Here is a 21966-nt window from a genome sequence, read left to right as displayed (position 1 = left end):
TGCCTTCCGCTAGCACTTCCCCTTGCCGGGCGTGCAGAGGACTTTCACCTCCAAGTCGTCCGGTTCACCACCACAGTGAACCGAACAGCGCCAGTCACGGCGCTACGCGCCATGCCTGGCGCACCCAATAAAAAGCCCCGCACCAGGCGGGGCTTTATTTAGCACAACGGTCAGATACTCAGTACCTTGTCGCCACGCGCGATACCTGTGACACCACTGCGTACAGTTTCCAAGATCGATGCAGTACCGACGGCCTGGATAAAGCTATCCAGCTTGTCGCTGGTACCGGTCAACTGCACGGTGTAGACGCTGCTGGTCACATCCACGATCTGGCCGCGGAAGATGTCGGTAGTACGCTTGACCTCGGCACGCTGAGCGCCAGTGGCCTTGATCTTGACCAGCATCAGCTCGCGCTCGATATGGGCGCTTTCCGACAGGTTGACCAGCTTGACTACCTCGACCAGCTTGTTGAGGTTCTTGGTGATCTGCTCGATCACCTCATCCTGTCCAACGGTGGTGAGGGTCAGGCGCGACAGCGTCGGATCCTCGGTTGGCGCAACGGTGAGGCTTTCGATGTTGTAGTTACGCTGGGAGAACAGACCAACCACGCGCGACAGGGCGCCCGGCTCGTTTTCCAGCAGCAGGGAAATGATGTGTCGCATCTTAGGTCCGCTCCGTCTTGCTCAGCCACATGTCACGCATCGCACCGTCTCTGATCTGCATCGGATAGACGTGCTCGCTGGAATCCACCGCGATGTCGAGGAACACCAGGCGATTCTTCAAGGCAAAGGCTTCCTCCAGCTTGGGCTTGAGGTCCTTCAGCGACGTGATGCGCATACCGACATGGCCATAAGCCTCGGCCAGTTTGACGAAGTCCGGCAGCGACTCCATGTAGGAGTGCGAATAACGGCTGTTGTACTGCATGTCCTGCCATTGCCGGACCATGCCGAGGGTGCCGTTGTTCAGGTTGACGATCTTCACCGGCAGGTCGTACTGCAGGCAGGTCGATAGCTCCTGGATGTTCATCTGGATGCTGCCCTCACCGGTGACGCATGCCACATCGGCTTCCGGGAAGTTCAGCTTGATGCCCATTGCGGCCGGGAAACCGAAGCCCATGGTGCCCAGGCCGCCGGAGTTGATCCAGCGATTGGGCTTGTTGAAGCGGTAGTACTGCGCCGCGAACATCTGGTGCTGACCCACATCGGAGGTGATGAAAGCATCGCCCTTGGTCACGTCGCACAGGGTTTCGATCACGGTCTGCGGCTTGATGATCGAACCGTCACCCTCGTTGTAGGGGAACAGGCGACCATTGCCACGCCACTCATCGATCTGCTTCCACCAACTGGCGACGGTGTCCTTGTTCGGGGTCTCACCGATTTCCTTGAGGATGGCGACCATCTCGGTCAGCACGCTGTCCACCGGACCGACGATCGGGATGTCAGCCTTGATGGTCTTGGAGATCGAAGCCGGATCGATGTCGATGTGAATGATCTTGGCGTTGGGGCAGAACTTGGCCGCACCGTTGATCACGCGGTCATCGAAGCGCGCACCGACCGCCAGAATCACGTCAGCATGGTGCATGGTCAGGTTGGCGGTGTAGCTGCCGTGCATGCCGAGCATGCCGATGAACTGGCGGTCGGTACCCGGATAGCCACCGAGGCCCATCAGGGTGTTGGTCACCGGCAGGTTGAGCATCTGCGCCAGCTCGGTCAGCGGCGCAGAGGCACCGCCCATGATCACGCCACCGCCGGAGTACATGACCGGACGCTTGGCGGCCAGAAGCATCTCAGCCGCCTTGCGGATCTGGCCGGAGTGACCGCGTACCGCCGGGCTGTAGGAGCGCAGCTTGACCTTCTTCGGATAGACGTATTCGAACTTCTGGGTCGGATCGCCCATGTCTTTCGGAATGTCGACCACGACCGGACCGGGACGACCGGACTCGGCGAGATAGAACGCCTTCTTCAGCACCTCGGGGATTTCCGACGGGTGCTTGATGATGAAGCTGTGCTTCACGATCGGGCGGGAAATACCGACCATGTCGGTTTCCTGGAAGGCATCGGTGCCGACCATGGCGCTCGGCACCTGGCCGGAGATCACCACCATCGGAATGGAATCCATGTAGGCAGTCGCAATACCGGTGATGGCATTGGTCGCGCCAGGGCCAGAGGTCACCAGCACCACACCGGCCTTGCCGGTGGCGCGGGCATAGCCGTCAGCCATATGGGTCGCTGCCTGTTCGTGACGAACCAGGATGTGGGTCACTTCCGGTTCTTTGAACAGGGCATCGTAAATATGCAGGAGAGCACCACCAGGGTACCCATAGATATGCTTAACGCCTTCGTCACGCAGGAAGCGGACGACCATTTCAGCGCCGGATAAAAGCTCCACGTTGTTCACCTCTTGAACGCCAGTATGCCACCCGTCAACGGGTAGCCCTAAGGTAGGTCTTACTGTCAGCGGACACGCACGACGGTGATCGTGGATTCGGAACATCAGCTTGACGAGTAACGGAGCAGCCCATGGTCTTGCGGGGCCGACCCTCCCAGCGCGAGGTAACGCGTTGCGGGTGTCACGGTTCGGCGCGGGTAGCGCCTCTTTTCCCCGAGCTGGAGGACGCTTGCGGCGGACGCCACTACGGGGGAAGGATGGATTGTTCGGGTTCGGCGAAGGCAAGTCAAGAGATGGCTAACCTATTATTCAACCTGCTGCTGTGACGCATCGCAGGATGAAGATAGCCGGCTTTTGGTTATAGTAACCATCAGCACCGCCGCTCTCGATAAAGGAAACAGCATGCGCCACATGATTCTTACTGGCACCTTGATGCTCGCTTTGAGCACATCCGCCATGGCCAGCCAGGTGTACAAGTGGGTAGATGACAAGGGCGTGACCCACTTCGGCGCGCAACCTCCGCAGGGCCAACAGGCCACGACCATCAATACTGCAGCACCACCTCCCCGACCGGCACCCAGTGAGCCGGCACCCAGTTTCGATGAACAGCTCGACCCCGAGCAGGCTGCCATCGACAAGAAGGTCAAGGAAGATGTGGCGAAGCAGGAAGCCGAGCGTAAGCAGTACTGCGAGACAGCTCGCACCAACCTGGCTCAGCTTGAGAACAATCCTCGCCTGCGCATCGAGGATGGTGGCGAGGTTCGCCGCATCGACGAGAACGAGCGCCAGGAACGCATCACCGAACTGAAGAAGTCCATCGCAGAAAACTGCAAGTAATGGACTACGCGCATACCCTCAGGGCGTGCGCGTAAGCAGGCGATCAAATTCGCCCAGCAGCTCGACCAGCCGACGCGCAACGCTCGGCTGCTGCTGATAGACCATCTCTGCCATCGCCTGAATGCCCGATACCGAGGGCAGTGCTACGCCGGTTTCCAGCAGAACCTTCATACGCGGTAGAAAAATCCACTGCAGCCATTGCTCGAACGCCAGCGTATCGACACAGAACGGCTCCGGGCTGGCCAGGGCCTCGGCGCTCGGCGCCTCCTCCTGCCACCAACCCTGTGCACGTAACTCACACTCGATCAGCAGCAGGTGTTCGGCCAGTGCGCTTGCACGAGCATCCATCAGAGATTGACTCGTGCGCGTTCACGGGCCTGGGCAGCACCAGCAGGATCACCCTGGCGCTCGCGGGCGCGGGCAATCAGATCCCACAGGCTGGCCTGCAGCGCCGGACGACCACTGGCTTGAGTCAGACCACGACGGGCCAGTTGCTCGGCCTGCGCTGCATCGCCCTGGGCCATACGTACCTCGGCAAGACGGTAGAGCACCTGCGGCTCACGCGGGGCGATGCGCTGGGCGCGTTCGAGGCTGGAGGCCGCACCATTGAGATCGCCACCGCCCTGCAACTGCTGGGCAGTGGTCAGCAGAGCCAGCACCGGACCGTCCAGTTGCTCATCGGCAGCCAGGCCGCCGCCACTGGGGATACCGCTGGGCATGCTCGGTGCAGACGCACCGAAGCTACCCTGACTGGGTACGGCAGGCTGGCTGCTGACGGGCGGATCGAACGTCAGGCCGCCACTCGAAGTAATCGGCTGCACATCGGTCTGCAAAGGGGTAGAGACCGCACCCTGCGGCACCATCACCACCACCCCGGAGTCTTCCTCGATACGCTGTGGTGCCGCTGCAGGGCTCGCGCTGGACACAGCGCCAGAACCGCCCGACGACAGCGGAGCGCCGGCGTCGATCACCGGAATCGAGCCCTGCGGTACGGTACTGCAACCACTGAGAGCTGCCGTTGCCAGCATCGTGGCAAGCCACTTCTTGTTCACATCCAATCCTCTTCAGGTAACACCGGGATGCGCCACCCGGCCGTCATTCCAACCAACCCTTGACCCAGTCCATCACGGACTCAACCGGCGCCTGGATACCGCACGCGGAGCCCGGGGCAGGTTCGCTGCCGCGAATATAAGGCATCTGTACCGCATTCGGGCAGCCCGAAGCCGAACCCAGACCAGTCTGACGATCCACCCAGGCCAGGGTGACGTTGTCCGGCATCGGCATGTCCAGTGGCAGTGGGTCCGCCTTGCGCATGAAGCTGGTCCAGACCTGCAACGCCCCGGTCGCGCCAGTCAGCGGGGTCGGGCCGTTATCGTCGCGCCCCAGCCACACCACCGCCAGCAGATCCTGACTGAAGCCCGCGAACCAGCTGTCACGCGAGTCGTTACTGGTCCCGGTCTTGCCCGCCAGATTCAGCGAGCTGGGCAGTTGGTTGTAAACCGAGCGCCCAGTACCTTCACGCATGGTCCGCTGCATGGCGTTTTGCACCAGATAGATGGCGCCTGGATCGAAGCGCTGCTGGATCTGGAATGGATAACGACCGAGCGGCTCGCCATCGGCAGTCAGCACGCTGCGAATGCCGCGCAACGGCGTATTGAAGCCACCGTTGGCCAGGGTCTGGTACATGCCCGCCACTTCCATCGGCGTCAGTGCCCCAGCACCGAGCAGCATCGACGGATAAGCCGGCCACTTACGCTCGACGCCCAATCGCTCGAGCGTCTTGAGCACGTTGGGCACGCCGATCTCCAGGCCGAGCTTGGCCGTGGACAGATTGTAGGACTGCGCCAGCCCCTGATACAGGTAGATGGTGCCATGAGCCTTGCGGTCGTAATTCTGCGGCGTCCAGACCTGGCCATCCTGGCCCTTGATGGAAAACGCTTCGTCCTCCAGCCAACTGGTCAGGGTGTACTGACTCGGACGTTCCAACGCAGACAGATAAATAGCCGGTTTGATCAGCGAACCAATCGGCCGCACGGCATCCAGCGCCCGATTGAAACCGGCAAACCGCGGCTGACGGCTGCCAATCAATGCCTGAATTTCCCCGGTCTCGGGGTTGGTCACGACCATACCGGCCTGCACTTCATCCACGCCTTTGCGTCCGGCCAGGCGCTTGAGCGTCTCGGCCAGCGCCTCTTCGGCCTTGAGCTGCAGGATCGGATCGAAGCTGGTGAAGATGCGCAGGCCTTCTTCGGTCAGATCCTGCTCACGATAATCTTCACGCAGCTGACGCTTGACCAGATCGATGAAAGCCGGGAACGAGCTGTCAGCCATGCTGCCGCGCGAGCTCACGCCGAGCGGTTTCTGTTTGGCTGCTGCGGCTTCCTCGGGGGTGATCGAGCCTTGTTCGGCAAGCAGATCGAGCACCAGGTTGCGACGCGCCAGCGCACGCTCGGGATTGCGCCGCGGGTTGAAGTAGGTGGGGCCTTTGACCATGCCCACCAGCAGCGCGACCTGCTCCAGCTTCAGCTCGGAAACCGGCTGACTGAAAAAATACTGGCTGGCCAGACCGAAGCCATGCACCGCGCGTTGACCGTCCTGACCGAGGAACACCTCGTTCATATAGGCCTCGAGAATCTCGCGCTTGTCGTAGTGCAACTCGAGCAGCACCGCCATCATCGCTTCGGTGGCTTTACGCACCAGGGTGCGCTCGTTGGTCAGATAGAAGTTCTTCACCAACTGCTGAGTCAGGGTACTGCCGCCCTGCACCAGGCGCCCGGACGTTGCGTTGATCCACAGTGCACGGGCGATACCCTTGGGTGACACGCCGAAGTGATCGAAGTAGTCGCGATCCTCGACCGCCACCAGCGCATCGATCAGATAGGCCGGCACCTGATCCAGCTTGATCAGGATGCGATCTTCCTGATGCGCCGGGTAAAGCCCGCCAATCAGCATCGGCTCGAGTCGGGCTACCGCCAGGTTGCCGCCATTGGCCTGGGTCAGACCGGCGACGTAATCGCCAGAGAAGCGCACGCGCACCTTCTGTGACGGTTCGGCACCTTCATAGAACTGAAAGCCGCGACTGTGCAGTTCGATGTTGTTACCGGCCACCGACACTGCGCCCGGCCCGTTGACCGTGCTCTCGCGGCGGTAGCCCAGCGCATCGAGCTCACGCAGGAAATCGTCCTTGGCCAGCTTCTGCCCGACGAAAAGTTCGAGCGGCCTGGCGTAGACCTTCGCGGGCACCGTCCAGCGCTTGCCGGAAAACTTTTCCTGCACCACGGCATCGAGATAAACGGCAAAGCCGGCAAGGATCACCAGACCAACCAGACCGAGCTTGAGGCCCCAGGCAAACCAGGGACGCATACCGGACGAGCGGGATTTTTTGTTTGAGCGGGGGGAGCGTTTTCGAGTCATGGCGGGATTATACGCACTTTACATAGGGGCCAGCAGGCCGCCTGGATGGTTTGCAGAGCAGCTCACAGCGGCCATAATGCCCAGCTCGAACAGCGTCTAGAACAAGGATCGAACGTGAGCCAAGCCCTGATTGCCGCATTGCAGAACCCGGCCCTGTATCCGTATCCTGTGGATGGGTTTCAGGTCATTGAGACCCACATTTCCTGGGTTTTGCTCACTGGCCCCTACGCCTACAAGATCAAAAAACCGGTTAATTTCGGGTTTCTCGACTTCACCGAGCTCGATGCACGCCGTCATTTCTGCGAAGAAGAGCTGCGCCTCAACCAGCGCCTGGCCCAAGATCTGTATCTTGACGTGTTGCCGATCGGCGGTAGTGAAGACGCGCCCAGTCTCGACGGCAGCACGCCCGCCATCGAATACGCGCTGAAAATGCGCCAGTTCCCGCAGGAGCAACTGCTCAGCGCCATCCAGGCACGTGGCGAACTGAACGAAGCCCATATCGACGCCCTGGCCGAGCAGATTGCCACCTTTCATCTGAACGCACCGAAGGTGCCGCAGGAACATCCGCTGGGTAGCGCAGAAGCGGTAATGGTTCCGGTGCAGCAGAATTTCGACCAGATTCGCCCGATGCTCAACGAGCAGGCAGACCTGCAGCAACTCGATGCCCTCGAGGCCTGGGCCCAGTCCAGCTACGAACGCCTGCAACCACTGTTGAGCGAACGCAAGGCTCAGGGTTTCATCCGCGAATGCCACGGTGATATTCACCTGGGCAACGCCGCCAAGATTGACGGGCGAGTGGTGCTGTTCGACTGCATCGAGTTTAACGAACCCTTCCGCTTTACCGACGTCACCGCCGATATCGCATTCCTGGCCATGGACCTCGAAGACCGTGGCCTCAAATGCCTGGCACGCCGCTTTATCAGCGGCTGGCTGGAGCGCACTGGTGATTATGCAGCCCTGCAACTGCTGAACTTCTACAAGGCCTACCGCGCCATGGTGCGCGGCAAGGTCGCGCTGTTTCGCCTGGGACAAGAAGAGAGTTCGGTACAACGGGCGGTGATCCTGCGCCAGTACCGCGCTTATGCCGCACTGGCGGAAAGCTATAGCGCCATTCCATCGCCCTTCCTGGCCATCACCCATGGCGTCTCGGCAGTCGGCAAGAGCCACGTGGCCATGCGCCTGGTCGAAGCACTGGGCACCATCCGCCTGCGCTCCGACATCGAGCGCAAGCGCCTGTTCGGCGAGCAGAGCGCCGAAGCCAAGGATCAGCTGGCCGCCGGCATCTACAGCACTGACGCCAGCCAGGCGACCTACCAGCGCCTGCATCAGCTGGCGCATCAGACACTACTGGCAGGCTTCCCCGTGGTGATCGACGCAACCTATCTCAAGGCAGCGCAACGCCAGGCCGCCAGCGAAGTCGCCGAAGAAACCGGCGTGCCCTTCCTGATTCTCGACTGCCAAGCGCCGCAAGCCGTGATCGCCAGCTGGCTGGAGCAGCGCCGCAGCGAGGGCCAGGACCCGTCCGATGCGACGCTGGAAGTGATTCAGGCCCAACAAACCAGCCGCGAGCCGCTCGACGATGAGGAGCAGAGCCACAGCAAGCGTGTCGATACACATGACAGCGCAAGCCTGGACAGCCTGGTCGAGCGCATTCGCCAGCGCCTGCCTGGAATCTGAGCCACGGCCTACCGCTGACCAGCACCTGCCGGGCAAACCCCGGCAGGCCTTCTATACTCCCGGTGAGACCATCACCGGTATCCGCCATGAGTCAGCCACGCCAGCTTGATCATCCGCTCTACCACCTGCTGCACAACGACGATGTGAAAGGCTTCAATGCGCAGAAGCCAAAAGGCGTGGAGGTCGATCTGTCCGGTGGCGACTTTCGCGGACTCGACCTGCGCAACATGGACACCGACGCCGTCAATTTCAACGACGCGTATTTCCGCGGGGCAGACCTGCGCGGCCTGGACTTCCGCAATGCCCAGATCGAAGGGGCCAGCCTGGCCCACGCGCAGATTTCTGGCGCCTACTTTCCAGCCGAACTGACCGCCGACGAGATTCTCATGTCGGTCAACTTCGGCACCCGCCTGCGCTATCGCACCAAGTAGCGCACTTCGAGCGACGACGCGAAGCACTCAGGCCATTGGCCGCTACACTTTCCGGCAGGCACGCCAACGTGAACCTTTCCCCCGCACGCATGGAGGCCCGATGAACGACGAACTGCAACACTTGAAGAACCTGGGCAAGACCTCGGCGCAGTGGCTGCACGCCGTAGGGATTCACAGCGCCAACGACCTGCGTCGCTACGGCGCTGTCGGAGCCTATCGCGCGGTCAGAGCGCGCGGTTTTCGTGCATCCAAGGTGCTGCTTTACGCCATCGAGGGCGCGCTGCTCAATGTGCATTGGAGTGAGCTCCCCCCCGCGCACAAAGCCGAACTGAACGGCAAGCTGGACGAAGCCCAGAGCCACAACAAGAGCTAGCTCACAAGACCAGTGCAAGGTGATTTACTCGAAGAGCCGCACAGCCTATTGTTTCAGGGACCTTCGTGTGGTCAGCCAGTCCAGCCAGTTCAAGGAATTATGGTTATGTATTTACTCGGGGAGCAACCGGCCTACGCCGATCAGTTGATCAATCGCCTGCAGAGTATCCCCACTCAGCTGCTGGAAGGGCTGCAACCCGCGGGTGAGCCACTGCGTCTGGAGCGTGTCAATGATCTGGCTCAGGTACTGCCTGGCAACCAGCTATTCATCATCGAGAACGGCCTGTTGCATGCGCTGGTCGATGAGCGCCCATTGTTCTATCTGCAAGAGGGCGATCTGGTCGGCCTGCGCCAGGGCATCGACCTCCCCTCCTGCCGCTACAGCAGCGAAGAACCGATCAGCCTGATTCCCTACTCGCGCAGCGAAACGTTCCAGCACATCTATGCCAGCGAGCAGCGCCAGGAACAATTCATTCAATATCTGATCGGCCATACCGCCCTGCTGTCCGACGCACTGGCACGTCTGAAACAGCCGGAGATTCGTCCGACGACTGGCTTCCAGCATTTCGCTGCCGGCGAGGAGCTGATTCACCAGGGCGATAAAGCCGACCACGTGTTCATCATCATCGAAGGCCATGCCGAAGCCCACGTCGACGGGCAAAAGGTCGGCGACGTGCAGAAAGATGAAATCTTTGGCGCCATGGCGGTATTCACTCGCGAGAAGCGCAGCGCCACGGTTGTCGCCAGCGAACCTTGCACGGTGATGGTGATTCCCAAGGAACAATTCCTCAGCCTGATGCAAAGCAACCCGCGCATCGCTCACAGTCTGATCGAAAGCATGGCCCGACGCATCGACCTGCTGAACAAGGAAGTCACTCAGTTGCGCTTACCTGGGGAATCCTGAGTCTCCATGCCACATCAGCGAACCCCGGCCCTGCGCCGGGTTTTTGCATTTATGAGCTCGGCAAAAGCGTTCTGAGAAAAATTCTCAAAAGGCGTTGACTACATAATGAGAATTGTTATTATTAACTCAACTGGTCGCGAGATCAGCCGATAAGCTAAAGAGACCATTCAGTCGGACTCTTCAGATTATCTCCTCATCAGGCTAATCACGGTTATTGACCCGGCTCTTGCCGGGTCTTTTTTTGCCTGGACAAAAGTGCGTCCTGCAGTTTCCGGCGAGCTGCGCTGGGCCGGCCCTAATCGTCGACCTGTGCCAGCCAGTCCGGCAGGTTGAAATGCAGGCTGATGCGCGTGATCAGCCCGTGCTGGATCTCGAAGAAGGCGCCGACGCGCATCTCGTAACGCTGCCCGCAGGCCTCCGGCAGGCCATCATCAGTAGCCAGATACTCGCCGATAACGCGGTACTCGCAGGCTGCATGTCGCCCTTGTGGCTCGACCAGGATCACCAGCGACTCGATCATCTCGCGATAGCAATGCAGCTGCCGCTCCAGAAAAGCCGCGAAGGCGTCGCGCCCATGCTCGGTGAAACCCTGATTGGGCTGCAGAATCAGCTCGTCGCTGACCAGTGCCAGACAGGCGCGGATATCCCGATCATTGAGGGCGTTGAAATAACCTTGCAGCAGGTCGCGAACGTCTGTGGACATAGGCCAGGCTCCGAATCGACAAAGCGCCGAGGATACCGTGCAGGCAGCCCACGAAAGGCGGCTAGGGTCGCAGTTTGGCGCAGTGATCCTGCTCCGGCTGCGCTGCCGTGAACCAGACGTAATCGGCCATGGAAGCGTCCACCGAGCCGCCGACCTCGGCCAGTATCAGCACCGCATTGCCGTTGTGTGCACCGAGATCGTCCAGGTGCAGCGGCACGCCGAGGTCCTTGCGCACGTGGAAGGCGCCAGCCAGCAGCAGGCTTGGCTGCGGTGCAGCCAACAGCGCCTCGGCCATGCGCCGGTCGCGCTGCTGCTGCACAGCAAGCATCGCCGGCAACTGACTGTCCGGCAGCAGGCCGCAGTGCGACTCACGGATATCCGCCAGCAAACGCTCCTGCACCTCGCCTGCACCAGAGCGATCACCCCCGAGCGTCGGGCGCTGGCGATAGATCTGCATGATCTCGGCACGATCCAGATTAGCCGCAAGCAGGGGGTAGGGCTGACGCAATTGATGCATCACCAGCGGCCCGTAAAGCGACCAATCCCATCCAGGTTGCCAGGCCAGGGTATCGAACGGATCGGTAATCGCCTGCCCCGCGCGCGCGGCTGTCCGGGCCTGATCGACTTTGTTCTGCTGATCAGGATTTAGCATCTCCATCAACACGCTGCCCTGCGGGCGCAGCCTGGATAGCTCGCGCAACAGCCAAAGCTGCAGGGCGTGATGATCGGGATTGTCGTGCTGCTCACCAACCAGCACCCGCTGAGCCGATGCCAGACGCCGCAGGAGTTGCTCAGGGCTGATGTTCTGCCCAGTGGCCAGATCGACGATACGCCCCAGATCAGCATGCTCATGCCCCAGCGGTGCAAGCGGTTGCGGGGGCGGCAACATATTGCGGCCATGGCAGGCGGCCAGCAGCATCAGACAGCTCAGCAACAGAACTCGCATCGAGTGCTCCACAGGTCAACGCGCAATGATCAGGGGATGGCCGCGCTCGGGATGAGTCTGCACCAGCACTTGCAAACCGAATACGGCCTGCAGCGGTTCGGCACGCAAGACCTCGGCAGGCGAACCCAGCGCATGTGCCCTGCCCCGCTCCAGCAGCAACAGGCGATCACAGTAGCGCGCAGCCAGGTTGAGGTCATGAAGAATCACCAGTACCGCCACGCCGGATTCTGCCAGACGGCGAACCGCTTGCAGACAAGTGTGCTGATGCAAGGGATCGAGCATCGAGGTCGGTTCATCGAGCAGCAGGGTCTGCCCCTCACCGCCCGGCCACAGCTGCGCCAGCACCCGTGCCAGGTGCACGCGCTGACGTTCGCCGCCAGACAATGCCAAATAGCTGCGCCCAGCCAGGTGAACAGCATCGGCTGCCTGCAGCGCCTGCTGGACGACCTGCGCGTCGCGCACGCGCCCGCTGTCATGGGGCAGGCGGCCCATGGCGACAACTTCCTCGACACGAAAGGCGAAATTCAGACTGGAGCTCTGCGGCAGGACGGCCAGGCGCCTGGCGCGCTCCGGTCCGGCCCAGTCATAGAGCGCACGCTGATCCAGCGTCACCTGCCCGGCGCTGGCCGGTAGCTCGCCGCTCAGCGCTGCCAGCAAAGTGCTCTTGCCCGCACCGTTGGGCCCCAGCACACCCAGCACTTCGCCGGGGTGCAACTGCAGATCGATGCCACTGAGCACCACGCCCTGGCCGCGGCGGACTTCCAGCTGTTCAACCCATAGCATCAGCTTCGCCCCCGCACCAGCAGATAAAGAAAGAACGGCGCACCAATCAGCGCCGTGACGATGCCGATCGGCAACTCCGCAGGCGCCAACGCCAGGCGCGCGACCAGGTCGGCCAGCAGCAACAGGCTCGCACCGGCAAGCGCGGATGCTGGGAGCAACAGGCGATGATCGGGGCCCACCAGCAGGCGCATCAGATGCGGCACCACAAGGCCGATGAAACCGATCAAGCCAGCGGCCGCCACCGCAGCACCGACCCCCAATGCCGTACAGAACACCAGCTCGCGCTTGAGGCGCTCCACATCAAAACCGAGGTGGCGCGCCTCCGACTCGCCCAGTAGCAGCGCATTCAGCGCTCGTGCCCGTCGCGGCAACCACAGCGCAACGGCCAGCGTTGCCAGCAACAACGGCCAGAGCCGTGCGTAGCTGGCGCCATTGAGACTGCCCAGGTTCCAGAAGGTCAGGGTGCGCAGGGTCGCATCGTCCGCCAGGTAGGTGAACAGACCGATGGCCGCCCCCGCGAGCGCGGTCAGGGCGATGCCCGCCAGCAACATGGTTGCCACATTGGTCTGCCCGTCACGTCGGCCCATACGGTAGACCAACGCCGTGACCAGCAAGCCACCGACGAAGGCACAGGCCGACAGCAGATAGGGCGCGAAGGCTTCGGGTAAGCCACCGAACGCAGCGCCGCCGACAATGGCCACCGCGGCGCCCAGCGCAGCGCCGCTGGAAACGCCCACCAAACCGGGGTCAGCCAGTGGATTGCGAAACAGCCCCTGCATCGCCACGCCACAGAGCGCCAGCACCATGCCCACGGTCAGCCCAAGCAAGGTGCGCGGCATGCGTATCTGCGCCATGATCAGTTCGGCCTGCTGTAGCGATGCATCCGCCGTGAGAGGCAGGCCCAGCAGACGCAGTGCTGCACGCAGAGTGTCGCCCAGTGGCAGACTGACCGGGCCGAGCGCCAGCGACAGCCACAGCACGAGCACGAGCAGCAGGCCCAGTGCGATGAACAATGGGCGCGTCGAAAAAGGTGAGGTCATGGCTCGCGCTTGGCTTCAGCAGTCAGGGGTGGGCTGGCAGGATAAAAGCCTGCGGCGAGCATCGCCAGCCCATCCGGCACGCGCGGCCCAAGACCGCCGACCAGCAGGGTCGGGTCCAGCGCCAGCAAGCGTCCCTCGCGCGCCGCGCGGGTACCGGCCAGGGCCGGGTTCTGCTGCAGCAGGGCCTGCCTCGCGGCATCGCCTCCAAGAGCGCGATCAGCGACCACCACGACCTGCGGATCAAGCGCCAGCAGCGCTTCGCTGGACAGCGCCTTGTAGCCATTGTGACTGGCCAGGTTGCGCCCACCGGCGCGACTGATCAGCCAGTCGGCCGCCGTATCGACGCCGCCCACCAACGGGCTGCCACCGGCGTGCCCGAGCAGCAGCAACACACCAGGCGCTTCCTGGCTGCGCTGGGCCTGCTCGACCCACTGCTGCTGAGTCTGCAGACGCGCCTGGTAATCGGCGAAGGCGCGTTGCGCTGCCGCTTCATCCCCGAGCAACTGGCCCAGACGTTTCAGGTTGGCCTGCAGACTGTCCAGCTCCGCGCGCGCCGTCAGACGCTCGATACGCACGCCGGCTGCAGCCAGTTGTTCGAGCACCGGTGGCGGCCCCATCTCCTCGCTGCCCAGCAGCAGGTCCGGGCGCAGGGCGAGAATGCCCTCGGCAGCCAGTTGCCGTTGATAACCGACGCTGGGCAGCTTGGTCAGCGACGCCGGATGACGACTGGTGGTATCGACACCCACCAGTTTGCTCTCGCCGCCCAGCAACACCACCCACTCACTCAGGGCACCGCCGGAGCTCACCCAGCGCTGCGGCAATGGCTCGGCAAGCGCCAGATTGGGAAACAGCAGGACAGCCGCCAGGCCGCCCAGAATATTGGCAAGACGCATGGTCTCAACTCCTCGAACGGGACATCGACCGGCCCCCACTGGGAGCCGGCACGGATCAGGCCAGCACCGGCAGTGACTCGGCCAGCTCGCGCCAGTCATCACGCTCGGCCATGCCAGGCTTGCGTGCGCCGAACAGCTGGACGACCAGCTCGTCGTCGGCATCGAAGGCTTCCAGGCTGGTGATCACGCCATCGACGCTGGGCTTGCGCACGCGCCACAGCTCGACCACACCACGGGTCTGCAGGTGCAGATTGAAGTCGGGGTCGAGTACGTTGAACCAGCTGTCCATCCAGCGCAGGTTGTGCACCGGGCCGGTGTGGATCTGAATGCAGTGACGGTTACCGACGAACACCATGATCGGCACTTCACGGGCAGCGGCCTGCTCCATCAGCACTGTAAGCTCGGAGGTCGCCAGCGGCTGCGCCCATTGCTCACCCGCCAGGCGCAACGCCTGGGTGCGCGCGACTTCATGCTTTTTCAGCAGGGCGAAGAAATGGTGGGTGTCCTGCAGTGTCGCCCAGCCCTCACGCAGCGCCTGGCTGTCGACCTCCGCATCGGCCTTGCGCGCTGGTGCGGCTGGCGGTGGCAGCAATTGCAGCTCGGCATTCTGCTCGCCGGCGAAACGCTCGACCAGCGGCTGCCAGGCTTCCAGCTCGCTGCGCTCGGTTAGGTAGACCTTGTGCACGGCGACGCCCTGCTGGTCGAACACCTGGATGCTGCGTTGGGTGCCCTTGGCGGTTTCCTCGGCGATGGCGAACACGCTGGCCCAACCACCGAGGAACAGGCGCAGGTCGATGTCGGCAGACACCACCAGGCCCATCTGCCCGGATGCGGCAACGCTCACTTCACGGTACAGCCCCTTGCGCTCATGAACGCAATGCTCGTTACGCGTCAGCACCATGACCCGACCGAGTTCGCCAAGCGCCGGCAGCAGCGCGGCCCAATCCGGGCGCAGGCGCTGCGCGTCGATGCCCAGGCGGCTAGCGGTCAACTCGGCCTCGCTGACACCTAGCTGCGCCGCTGCTTCGCGGGCGCGCAGACGGGGTTGCTCATCACGCAGCCTTTGCCAGGCCTGGTAAAGACCGGCAGCCGGGGCTGCCAAGTTATTTGCGGTACTCATCGGGATTTCCTCTCTCACGGGCAGTTATCACCACCGTCGGCGACACGAGCGCGTACCGACACGGCAGTGCAATTTGAGATAACGATAATCTACCTGAGAATTATTTGCATCAAATAAGTAATCTGGTTAACGTCTTGCGCCGTCGCCAACCAGGCAGTCGCAGAGCTGCCACGCATGCACCGGAGTATCACCATGCACGTTCGCCCGCCCTTCGCTCGCCGCTCCTGGCTCGCGCTGCTGTTGCTGTGCCCTTCACTGGCTCTGGCTGAAACGCCGGCCGAGCTACCCGCTGTCGAGGTCACTGGAATGGCGGCCAAGCAACCGCTGCCGACCACGACCCAGACCGACGCCCAGACGCTGGAACGCCGACAGATTCGCAGCTTCGATGACCTGTCGCGCCGTGCCGAGCCGGGACTGAACTACAACCGCAGCAACAACAGCATCAACATCCGTGGTCTGGACCGCGACCGCGTGCTCACCACCCTCGATGGTATTCGCATGCCCTGGCTGAACGACGCCGTGCGCGACGTCAACGGCGGCCTCAATAGCATCGACTTCCAGGGGCTGTCCTCCATCGACGTGGTGCGCGGCGCCAACTCCAGCCAGGTTGGCTCAGGCGCCCTCGGCGGAGCGCTGCAATTGCGCACACTGAACCCGGACGATCTGCTGGGCGACAAGGACGAGTTCGCCGGCATGATCAAGAACGACTACGACAGCGCCGACCGCAGCTGGGGGCTCAATGCCGCGCTGGCCGGTCGTTTCAACGACACTTCCTGGTTGCTCCAGGCTGGCGGGCGCAAGGGGCACGAGCTCGATAACCAGGGCAACCGTGACGTTCTGGGCAGCCAGCGCACCGAGGCCAACCCCAGTGACACCGATCAGCACAGCCTGCTGCTCAAGGTTCAGCAGAAGCTCGGCGGCGGGCACCGCGTCGGTGTGACCGCCGAACTGTTCGAGCGCACAGAAGACATGGACAGCCGCATCAACCAGGGCACCGCCAACTATCCACGGCACTATGAAACCCGCGAGAGCAACGAGCGCAAGCGCTTGTCCTTCGACCACCAGTACCGCGCCGAGAGCAGCGACAGCCTGCTGGATTGGGCCGACACCATCGTCTACTGGCAGAAGCTGCGGCGCGAAGACGAGGTGGACGCCACTCGCGCCGGAACCCTCGCCGGCCCGTTCGGCCGTAACAACGAGATAGAGAAAACCCAATACGGCATCAACGGCAGCCTGGGCAAGCAACTGGGGCAGCACAACCTGACCCTGGGTGCGGAGTGGAGCCGCATCGAGGCCGAGCAGTACAGCGGCGGCTACGATGCCTGCCCCAGCGTACTGGTACCGCCCTTCCCGCCGCGCCCGGACAGCACGCCCGCCGGCATCTACTTTTCCTGCATCAACCTGCACACCAATCAGGCCGAAATGCCGAAGACGCCGGGCAATCTGTATGGCCTCTACCTGAAAGACGATATCGCCCTCAGCGACACACTGACCCTGACGCCGGGCGTGCGCTATGACCGCTACGAGTACAAACCCAAGAGCGGCACCAGCGGTTACGTGCTGGCCGGCGACAGTGTGATGCTGACCGAAAACAAGGACTCCAAGTGGTCCGGCAGCCTGCTGCTGACCTGGCAGGCGCACGAGCTGGCAACCCTCTACGCGCAGTGGGCGCAGGGCTTCAAGGCACCGGACGTCAACGAGCTGTACAGCACCTTCACCAACTCCGGCATGGGCTACGCGCGCGTCGGCAATCCCAACCTCAAGCCCGAAGAAAGCACCGGCCACGAAGTCGGCGCGCGCCTGGGCGACAAGCATCTGGGCGGCTCCGTCAGCCTGTTCGACAACCGTTACAAGAACTTCATCGACAGCATCACCGCCAACGAAGAGGACTATGGCTTCCAGGCCGGAGAATTCCCGACCTTCTTCGAGGTGATGGAGAACCGCGACAAGGTGCGCATCTACGGCGCCGAGGGCACCGCACAGTGGCAGTTCGCACCCTCCTGGCAAGCCTGGAGCTCGGTCGCCTGGGCCGTAGGCAAGGACCGCGAAACCAAACAGCACCTGAATTCGGTCGCCCCGCTGACCGGCACCCTCGGCCTCAGCTACACCCAGCAGCACTATGGTGCGGACCTGATGCTGACCGCCGCCCGCCGTCGCGACAAGGTCGAGAACGACAGCGACTTCAAGGCCCCCGGCTATGGCGTGGTCGACCTCACCGGTTACTGGCAACCGGCAGCGCTGGATGGCGTCCGACTGCAGGCCGGTCTGTTCAACCTGTTCGACAAGAAGTACTGGAACGCCCTCAATGTGCCCAGCATTGGCGGCCGCACCAGCCCGCAACCAGTCGACTACTACAGCGAGCCGGGTCGCACCTTCCGCGTGTCGGCCTCCTGGCAGTTCTGAGTTCCACTTGGCGCAAGGATGCGCCCTCCTCCTTCTTACGGGATAATCCGCCCGTCTTGCGGCGCTATGCGCCACCTTCTTACTGCCGGAGGAAGGTCATCCGAGGTCGTCGACCTTCACGCTAACGGGAAACCGCGATGATTCGCTTGTGCGCCCCACAGGAACTGGCCGAGGGTCAGAGCCGGGGCTTCGTGCTCGACCAGTTGAACCTGCTTGCAGTACGCAGGGACGGTCAGGTTCACGCCTATATCAACCGCTGCCCACATCGCGGCATCGCCCTGGAGTGGCGGCCAGACGATTTTCTCGATGACAGCCGCAGCCTGATCCGCTGTGCGACTCACGGCGCACTGTTTCTGATCGAGAGCGGTGAATGCGTGGCCGGCCCGTGCGAGGGCCAGGCGCTGCAAAGGCTGCCGTGCAAGGAAGACGCGAGCGGAATCTGGATCGCGCCGTAGGGTGCGCTATGCGCACGGCGCTCCCAAAGCAGTAGCCGGTGCGCACGGCGCACCCTACGCAAGGACATCCAGCCGGCGGACCAGGGTGATCCCTTCAGGGCTGAGCTCGGCGCCGTAGGCCAGCACCTCAACACCCGCAGCCTTGGCATCACGCAATCCAGCCGCGTATGCCGGGTCGATCTCCTCTGCCGCCCTTACGGCGCGGATAGCGGAGAGGTTCACGCAATACAGCTGCACCGTGCGCACTCCGGCACGCGCCAGCGCCGCCAGCTCGCGCAGGTGCTTGGCACCGCGCTGCGTCACTGCATCGGGAAAGGCCGCCACATCGCTGCCATCGAAGCCCAGCGTCACGCTCTTGACCTCCACAAAGGCCGGCCCATCCGGGTAATCCAGACGAAAATCGGCGCGGCTGTTCTCTACCCCGTAAGCCACCTCGCGCTTGAGCGCGGTAAAGCCGGCCAGCTCGCTGATCAGCCCGGCACGCAGCGCTTCTTCCACCAGCGCGTTGGCCCGTGCGGTGTTGATGCAGGCCAGGCGCCCCTGCGGCGTTTCGCTGATTTCCCAACTGCCCGGCAGCTTGCGCTTTGGATCGTTGCTGCGGCTGAACCAGATCCGACAGCCTTCGCTCATGCAGTTGAGCATCGAGCCGGTGTTGGCGCAGTGGATGGTCATCTGCTCGCCGCTGGCGGTCTCGATATCGGCGAGAAAGCGTTTGTAGCGGCGCAGCAGGCGCCCTTCTTCCAGCGGCGGATCAAAGCGCATCGGGCTTCCAGCTCTTCAGGCCGCGCGCGATACGCTCGACCGCCTGCTGCAGACGCTCGACGTTCTGCGTATAGGCGAAGCGCACATGGTGCCCAGCCTGGTAACGGCCGAAATCCAGACCCGGGGTGAAGGCCACATGCTCGGTTTCGATGAAGTGCCGGCAGAAAGCGAAGGCGTCGCCGCCAAAGGCGCTGATGTCGGCATATAAATAGAAGGCGCCTTCAGGCGTGGCGGCGATACCGAAGCCCAGCTCACGCAATGCCGGCAGCAGGTAGTCACGGCGACGCTGGAATTCATGACGCCGCTCTTCGAAGATCGCCAGCGTGGCCGGTTCAAAGCAGGCCAGCGCGGCATGCTGGGCCATGCTCGGCGCACTGATATAGAGATTCTGCGCCAGCTTCTCCAACTCAGGCACCGCCGCCTCAGGCGCCACCAACCAACCCAGGCGCCAGCCGGTCATACCGAAATATTTGGAGAAACTATTGAGGACGAAGGCATCGTCGTCCACTTCCAGCACGCTCGGGGCATCGCAGCCGTAGGTCAGGCCGTGGTAGATCTCGTCCACCACCAGATGACCGCCACGCTGCTTGAGGCAGGTCGACAGGGCCGCCAGCTCATCCTTGTGCAGCAAGGTGCCGGTCGGGTTGGCCGGCGACGCGACCAGGGCGCCGACGCTGCCTGAGTCCCAATGCCGCTCGACCAGTTGCGGAGTCAGCTGGTAACGCACGTCCGGGCCGACGGGCACCAGTTGCGCGGCGCCTTCGACCAGGCGCAAAAAATGACGATTGCACGGGTAGCCCGGGTCGGCCAGCAACCAGTGCTTGCCCGGGTCGACCAACAGGCTGGCGGCCAGCAGCAGTGCGCCGGAGCCGCCCGGTGTAACCAGAATACGCTGCGGATCGATGCTCAGCCGGTAACGCTGGGCATAGAAGCCGGCAATGGCTTCGCGCAGTTGCGGCAAGCCACACGCGGCGGTGTAACGAGTGTACCCGGCCGCCAGCGCGGCCTGACCGGCGCGAATGATCGGCTCGGCCGTGGTGAAGTCCGGTTCGCCGATCTCCAGGTGGATGACATCGTGACCGGCTGCCTGCAACTCGTTGGCACGCGCCAGCAAGGCCATCACATGGAAGGGTTCGATGGCGCGACTGCGCGCACTGTAGAGCTGAGCCATGGTTCTGTCTTCAGGGTTGCGAGGCGCGGATTCTAGCAGGGCGGCTTCGGGCCTCGGCAAGGGCACAAAAGCACCGCTACGCTTGTTGCTCAGCCCTGTGAGGATTTCGCTCACAGCCTGGGCAGGGCAGAGACAACCGGGAGTAGCGCGCCCCGATTCGATCTGGTAAGTTCGCCCGCTTGCAGCCGCAGGGCCGGGCAAACACCTGGCAACGGATTTACCTGCGCGATGGAATTGAAAGAGTGAGAGGCGTCATCCATGCCCACAAAAGAAAAAGCCCAAAGCACCAGCCAGCTGATGCGTGGTTTCGAGCCCTATCAGGAAAAGAAGGGCGAGGAATACATGAGCGAGCCGATGCGCGCTCACTTCACCAGCATCCTCAATAAGTGGAAGCTGGAGCTGATGCAGGAAGTCGACCGCACCGTGCACCACATGCAGGACGAAGCGGCCAATTTCCCTGACCCGGCCGACCGCGCCAGCCAGGAAGAAGAATTCAGCCTGGAACTGCGTGCCCGTGACCGCGAGCGCAAGCTGATCAAGAAGATCGACGAGACCCTGCAACTGATCGAAGACAACGATTACGGCTGGTGCGACTCCTGCGGTGTCGAAATCGGCATCCGCCGCCTCGAAGCCCGCCCGACCGCGACCCTGTGCATCGACTGCAAGACGCTGGCGGAAATCAAGGAAAAACAGGTCGGTTCCTGATCTGTCGACGGGGCGCTCAGGCGCCCCGCTCTGTTTCTGGCCTTGGCTCCATGAACACTGCCTATATCGGGCGCTTCGCCCCAACGCCCAGCGGCTATCTGCACTTCGGCTCGCTGGTCGCCGCCCTCGCCTCCTATCTCGACGCTCGCGCCGTTGGCGGCCGCTGGCTGCTGCGCATGGAAGACCTCGACCCGCCCCGGGAAGTCCCCGGCGCCCAAGATGCTATCCTGCGCACCCTGGAGACCTACGGTTTCGAGTGGGATGGCCAGCTGGTGCGCCAGAGTGCGCGCCACGGCGAATACGCCGCCGTGATTGCCCGGCTGTTCGCCCAGGGGCTGGCCTATGCCTGCATCTGCTCGCGCAAGCAGCTCGAAGGCTACGCCGGCATCTATCCAGGTTTTTGCCGCAACGCCTGTCATCCCGATCACGACGCGGCGATCCGTCTGCGCGTACCGGAGCTGGATTATCACTTCGTCGACCGTGTGCAGGGTGAGTTCCGCCAGCACTTGGGCCGTGAAGTGGGCGACTTCGTGATTCGCCGCCGCGATGGCCTGTTTGCCTACCAGCTCGCGGTGGTACTGGACGATGCCTGGCAGGGTGTGACCGACGTGGTGCGCGGCGCCGACCTGCTCGACTCCACCCCGCGCCAGCTCTACCTGCAGGAACTATTCGGGTTGCCGCAGCCGCGTTACCTGCACGTGCCGCTGATCATCCAGCCGGACGGCCACAAGCTGGGCAAAAGCTACCGCTCGCCGCCCTTGCCCGCCGACCAGGCCGGGCCGCTGCTATTGCGCGCACTGCGTGCGCTGGGTCAGCAACCGCCAGCCGAGCTGCAAGGCGCAGCCCCCGCCGAGCTACTGGCCTGGGGCATCGCCAACTGGGATGCCACCCGCATTCCCCGCAGCCGCACCCTGGCCGAAGCGCAATTGAGGTAGGGTACGCCGCGCGCACTGATGAACGCC

At 62.9% G+C, this 21966-nt stretch carries 22 protein-coding genes; 9 read left to right on the top strand and 13 right to left on the bottom strand.

The genetic code is table 11. The annotated features are described in order from the left end of the window. Positions 1-170: 170 nt before the first annotated feature. Positions 171-662, bottom strand: coding sequence for an acetolactate synthase small subunit (ilvN, locus tag PSOLE_RS19590; protein WP_003462832.1), 492 nt, complete (start codon positions 660-662; stop codon positions 171-173). Between the two features lies 1 nt (position 663). Next, on the bottom strand, positions 664-2388 hold the full coding sequence (locus PSOLE_RS19585) for an acetolactate synthase 3 large subunit (RefSeq protein ID WP_003462833.1): 1725 nt from the start codon (positions 2386-2388) through the stop codon (positions 664-666). Between the two features lie 402 nt (positions 2389-2790). On the opposite strand from PSOLE_RS19585, the gene PSOLE_RS19580 reads away from it, so the two are divergent. Beyond that, positions 2791-3225: a DUF4124 domain-containing protein gene (locus tag PSOLE_RS19580; protein ID WP_003462834.1), complete on the top strand. Its 435-nt coding sequence runs from the start codon at positions 2791-2793 to the stop codon at positions 3223-3225. An 18-nt stretch (positions 3226-3243) separates the two neighbouring features. Here the strand turns inward: PSOLE_RS19580 and PSOLE_RS19575 are convergent, their stop codons facing one another. The 3 genes from PSOLE_RS19575 to mrcB all read right to left on the bottom strand — a co-directional run bounded on the left by PSOLE_RS19575 (position 3244) and on the right by mrcB (position 6639). Continuing rightward, positions 3244-3573 (bottom strand): YqcC family protein, encoded by a 330-nt coding sequence (locus tag PSOLE_RS19575; protein WP_003462835.1) that lies wholly within the window; start codon positions 3571-3573, stop codon positions 3244-3246. Continuing rightward, entirely contained in the window at positions 3573-4253 is a 681-nt protein-coding gene (locus PSOLE_RS19570; RefSeq protein WP_003462836.1) for a tetratricopeptide repeat protein, read from the bottom strand. Before PSOLE_RS19570 ends, PSOLE_RS19575 begins: the two co-directional genes overlap by 1 nt. Before the next feature lie 67 nt (positions 4254-4320). Further along, positions 4321-6639: a penicillin-binding protein 1B gene (gene mrcB / locus PSOLE_RS19565; RefSeq protein WP_003462837.1), complete on the bottom strand. Its 2319-nt coding sequence runs from the start codon at positions 6637-6639 to the stop codon at positions 4321-4323. A 114-nt stretch (positions 6640-6753) separates the two neighbouring features. Between mrcB and PSOLE_RS19560 the strand changes: the two genes are divergently transcribed. From PSOLE_RS19560 to PSOLE_RS19545, 4 genes are all read left to right on the top strand, one after another. Further along, positions 6754-8316, top strand: a complete 1563-nt coding sequence (locus tag PSOLE_RS19560) for a bifunctional aminoglycoside phosphotransferase/ATP-binding protein (RefSeq protein WP_074859712.1) — start codon at positions 6754-6756, stop codon at positions 8314-8316. 86 nt (positions 8317-8402) lie between these two features. Beyond that, on the top strand, positions 8403-8747 hold the full coding sequence (locus tag PSOLE_RS19555) for a pentapeptide repeat-containing protein (protein WP_017675297.1): 345 nt from the start codon (positions 8403-8405) through the stop codon (positions 8745-8747). A 100-nt stretch (positions 8748-8847) separates the two neighbouring features. Continuing rightward, positions 8848-9120 carry a TfoX/Sxy family protein gene (locus PSOLE_RS19550; protein WP_017675298.1) on the top strand — a complete coding sequence of 91 codons (273 nt, stop codon included), beginning with the start codon at positions 8848-8850 and terminating at the stop codon, positions 9118-9120. 105 nt (positions 9121-9225) lie between these two features. Then, on the top strand, positions 9226-10023 hold the full coding sequence (locus PSOLE_RS19545; protein ID WP_074859709.1) for a cyclic nucleotide-binding domain-containing protein: 798 nt from the start codon (positions 9226-9228) through the stop codon (positions 10021-10023). A 295-nt stretch (positions 10024-10318) separates the two neighbouring features. On the opposite strand, the gene PSOLE_RS19540 is transcribed toward PSOLE_RS19545, so the two are convergent. From PSOLE_RS19540 to PSOLE_RS19515, 6 genes are all read right to left on the bottom strand, one after another. After that, a complete protein-coding gene (locus PSOLE_RS19540) occupies positions 10319-10726 on the bottom strand; it encodes a nuclear transport factor 2 family protein (RefSeq protein ID WP_017675300.1) in 408 nt (135 codons plus the stop codon). Positions 10727-10787: 61 nt separating this feature from the next. Beyond that, positions 10788-11672, bottom strand: coding sequence for a ChaN family lipoprotein (locus PSOLE_RS19535; protein ID WP_074859704.1), 885 nt, complete (start codon positions 11670-11672; stop codon positions 10788-10790). Positions 11673-11687: 15 nt separating this feature from the next. Then, positions 11688-12455 carry a heme ABC transporter ATP-binding protein gene (locus tag PSOLE_RS19530; RefSeq protein ID WP_074859703.1) on the bottom strand — a complete coding sequence of 256 codons (768 nt, stop codon included), beginning with the start codon at positions 12453-12455 and terminating at the stop codon, positions 11688-11690. Next, positions 12455-13495, bottom strand: a complete 1041-nt coding sequence (locus tag PSOLE_RS19525; protein WP_074859700.1) for a FecCD family ABC transporter permease — start codon at positions 13493-13495, stop codon at positions 12455-12457. Before PSOLE_RS19525 ends, PSOLE_RS19530 begins: the two co-directional genes overlap by 1 nt. Beyond that, a complete protein-coding gene (locus tag PSOLE_RS19520) occupies positions 13492-14388 on the bottom strand; it encodes a heme/hemin ABC transporter substrate-binding protein (RefSeq protein ID WP_074859698.1) in 897 nt (298 codons plus the stop codon). Before PSOLE_RS19520 ends, PSOLE_RS19525 begins: the two co-directional genes overlap by 4 nt. Positions 14389-14443: 55 nt before the next feature. Further along, positions 14444-15508, bottom strand: coding sequence for a hemin-degrading factor (locus PSOLE_RS19515; protein ID WP_074859694.1), 1065 nt, complete (start codon positions 15506-15508; stop codon positions 14444-14446). Between the two features lie 192 nt (positions 15509-15700). On the opposite strand from PSOLE_RS19515, the gene PSOLE_RS19510 reads away from it, so the two are divergent. Further along, complete coding sequence (locus tag PSOLE_RS19510) at positions 15701-17911, top strand: TonB-dependent hemoglobin/transferrin/lactoferrin family receptor (RefSeq protein WP_074859691.1); 2211 nt, start codon at positions 15701-15703, stop codon at positions 17909-17911. A 137-nt stretch (positions 17912-18048) separates the two neighbouring features. Continuing rightward, positions 18049-18366 carry a Rieske (2Fe-2S) protein gene (locus PSOLE_RS19505; RefSeq protein ID WP_004424327.1) on the top strand — a complete coding sequence of 106 codons (318 nt, stop codon included), beginning with the start codon at positions 18049-18051 and terminating at the stop codon, positions 18364-18366. Positions 18367-18420: 54 nt separating this feature from the next. On the opposite strand, the gene sfsA is transcribed toward PSOLE_RS19505, so the two are convergent. Then, entirely contained in the window at positions 18421-19128 is a 708-nt protein-coding gene (gene sfsA / locus PSOLE_RS19500) for a DNA/RNA nuclease SfsA (protein WP_074859688.1), read from the bottom strand. Next, a complete protein-coding gene (locus PSOLE_RS19495; protein WP_074859685.1) occupies positions 19118-20299 on the bottom strand; it encodes a pyridoxal phosphate-dependent aminotransferase in 1182 nt (393 codons plus the stop codon). Before PSOLE_RS19495 ends, sfsA begins: the two co-directional genes overlap by 11 nt. 258 nt (positions 20300-20557) lie before the next feature. Between PSOLE_RS19495 and dksA the strand changes: the two genes are divergently transcribed. Next, a complete protein-coding gene (gene dksA / locus PSOLE_RS19490) occupies positions 20558-21004 on the top strand; it encodes an RNA polymerase-binding protein DksA (RefSeq protein WP_004424336.1) in 447 nt (148 codons plus the stop codon). Between the two features lie 50 nt (positions 21005-21054). Then, positions 21055-21939: a tRNA glutamyl-Q(34) synthetase GluQRS gene (gene gluQRS, locus PSOLE_RS19485; RefSeq protein ID WP_074859682.1), complete on the top strand. Its 885-nt coding sequence runs from the start codon at positions 21055-21057 to the stop codon at positions 21937-21939. Positions 21940-21966: the final 27 nt, after the last annotated feature.

The sequence above is a fragment of the Pseudomonas oleovorans subsp. oleovorans genome (assembly GCF_002197815.1).
GTDB classification, from domain to species: domain Bacteria; phylum Pseudomonadota; class Gammaproteobacteria; order Pseudomonadales; family Pseudomonadaceae; genus Aquipseudomonas; species Aquipseudomonas oleovorans.
The sequence above is the reverse complement of the archived record's forward strand: the minus strand, read 5'-3'. Positions and strand labels throughout refer to the sequence as shown.

What these genes read in the sequence shown, in the direction of transcription:
- ilvN (WP_003462832.1), bottom strand. Translation starts at nt 662, where the DNA reads ATGCGACACATCATTTCCCTGCTGCTGGAAAACGAGCCGGGCGCCCTG.
- PSOLE_RS19530 (WP_074859703.1), bottom strand. Translation starts at nt 12,455, where the DNA reads ATGCTATGGGTTGAACAGCTGGAAGTCCGCCGCGGCCAGGGCGTGGTG.
- PSOLE_RS19550 (WP_017675298.1), top strand. Translation starts at nt 8,848, where the DNA reads ATGAACGACGAACTGCAACACTTGAAGAACCTGGGCAAGACCTCGGCG.
- dksA (WP_004424336.1), top strand. Translation starts at nt 20,558, where the DNA reads ATGCCCACAAAAGAAAAAGCCCAAAGCACCAGCCAGCTGATGCGTGGT.
- mrcB (WP_003462837.1), bottom strand. Translation starts at nt 6,639, where the DNA reads ATGACTCGAAAACGCTCCCCCCGCTCAAACAAAAAATCCCGCTCGTCC.
- PSOLE_RS19575 (WP_003462835.1), bottom strand. Translation starts at nt 3,573, where the DNA reads ATGGATGCTCGTGCAAGCGCACTGGCCGAACACCTGCTGCTGATCGAG.
- PSOLE_RS19505 (WP_004424327.1), top strand. Translation starts at nt 18,049, where the DNA reads ATGATTCGCTTGTGCGCCCCACAGGAACTGGCCGAGGGTCAGAGCCGG.
- PSOLE_RS19580 (WP_003462834.1), top strand. Translation starts at nt 2,791, where the DNA reads ATGCGCCACATGATTCTTACTGGCACCTTGATGCTCGCTTTGAGCACA.
- PSOLE_RS19495 (WP_074859685.1), bottom strand. Translation starts at nt 20,299, where the DNA reads ATGGCTCAGCTCTACAGTGCGCGCAGTCGCGCCATCGAACCCTTCCAT.
- PSOLE_RS19570 (WP_003462836.1), bottom strand. Translation starts at nt 4,253, where the DNA reads ATGCTGGCAACGGCAGCTCTCAGTGGTTGCAGTACCGTACCGCAGGGC.
- PSOLE_RS19510 (WP_074859691.1), top strand. Translation starts at nt 15,701, where the DNA reads ATGCACGTTCGCCCGCCCTTCGCTCGCCGCTCCTGGCTCGCGCTGCTG.
- PSOLE_RS19540 (WP_017675300.1), bottom strand. Translation starts at nt 10,726, where the DNA reads ATGTCCACAGACGTTCGCGACCTGCTGCAAGGTTATTTCAACGCCCTC.
- PSOLE_RS19515 (WP_074859694.1), bottom strand. Translation starts at nt 15,508, where the DNA reads ATGAGTACCGCAAATAACTTGGCAGCCCCGGCTGCCGGTCTTTACCAG.
- sfsA (WP_074859688.1), bottom strand. Translation starts at nt 19,128, where the DNA reads ATGCGCTTTGATCCGCCGCTGGAAGAAGGGCGCCTGCTGCGCCGCTAC.
- PSOLE_RS19525 (WP_074859700.1), bottom strand. Translation starts at nt 13,495, where the DNA reads ATGACCTCACCTTTTTCGACGCGCCCATTGTTCATCGCACTGGGCCTG.
- gluQRS (WP_074859682.1), top strand. Translation starts at nt 21,055, where the DNA reads ATGAACACTGCCTATATCGGGCGCTTCGCCCCAACGCCCAGCGGCTAT.
- PSOLE_RS19535 (WP_074859704.1), bottom strand. Translation starts at nt 11,672, where the DNA reads ATGCGAGTTCTGTTGCTGAGCTGTCTGATGCTGCTGGCCGCCTGCCAT.
- PSOLE_RS19520 (WP_074859698.1), bottom strand. Translation starts at nt 14,388, where the DNA reads ATGCGTCTTGCCAATATTCTGGGCGGCCTGGCGGCTGTCCTGCTGTTT.
- PSOLE_RS19545 (WP_074859709.1), top strand. Translation starts at nt 9,226, where the DNA reads ATGTATTTACTCGGGGAGCAACCGGCCTACGCCGATCAGTTGATCAAT.
- PSOLE_RS19555 (WP_017675297.1), top strand. Translation starts at nt 8,403, where the DNA reads ATGAGTCAGCCACGCCAGCTTGATCATCCGCTCTACCACCTGCTGCAC.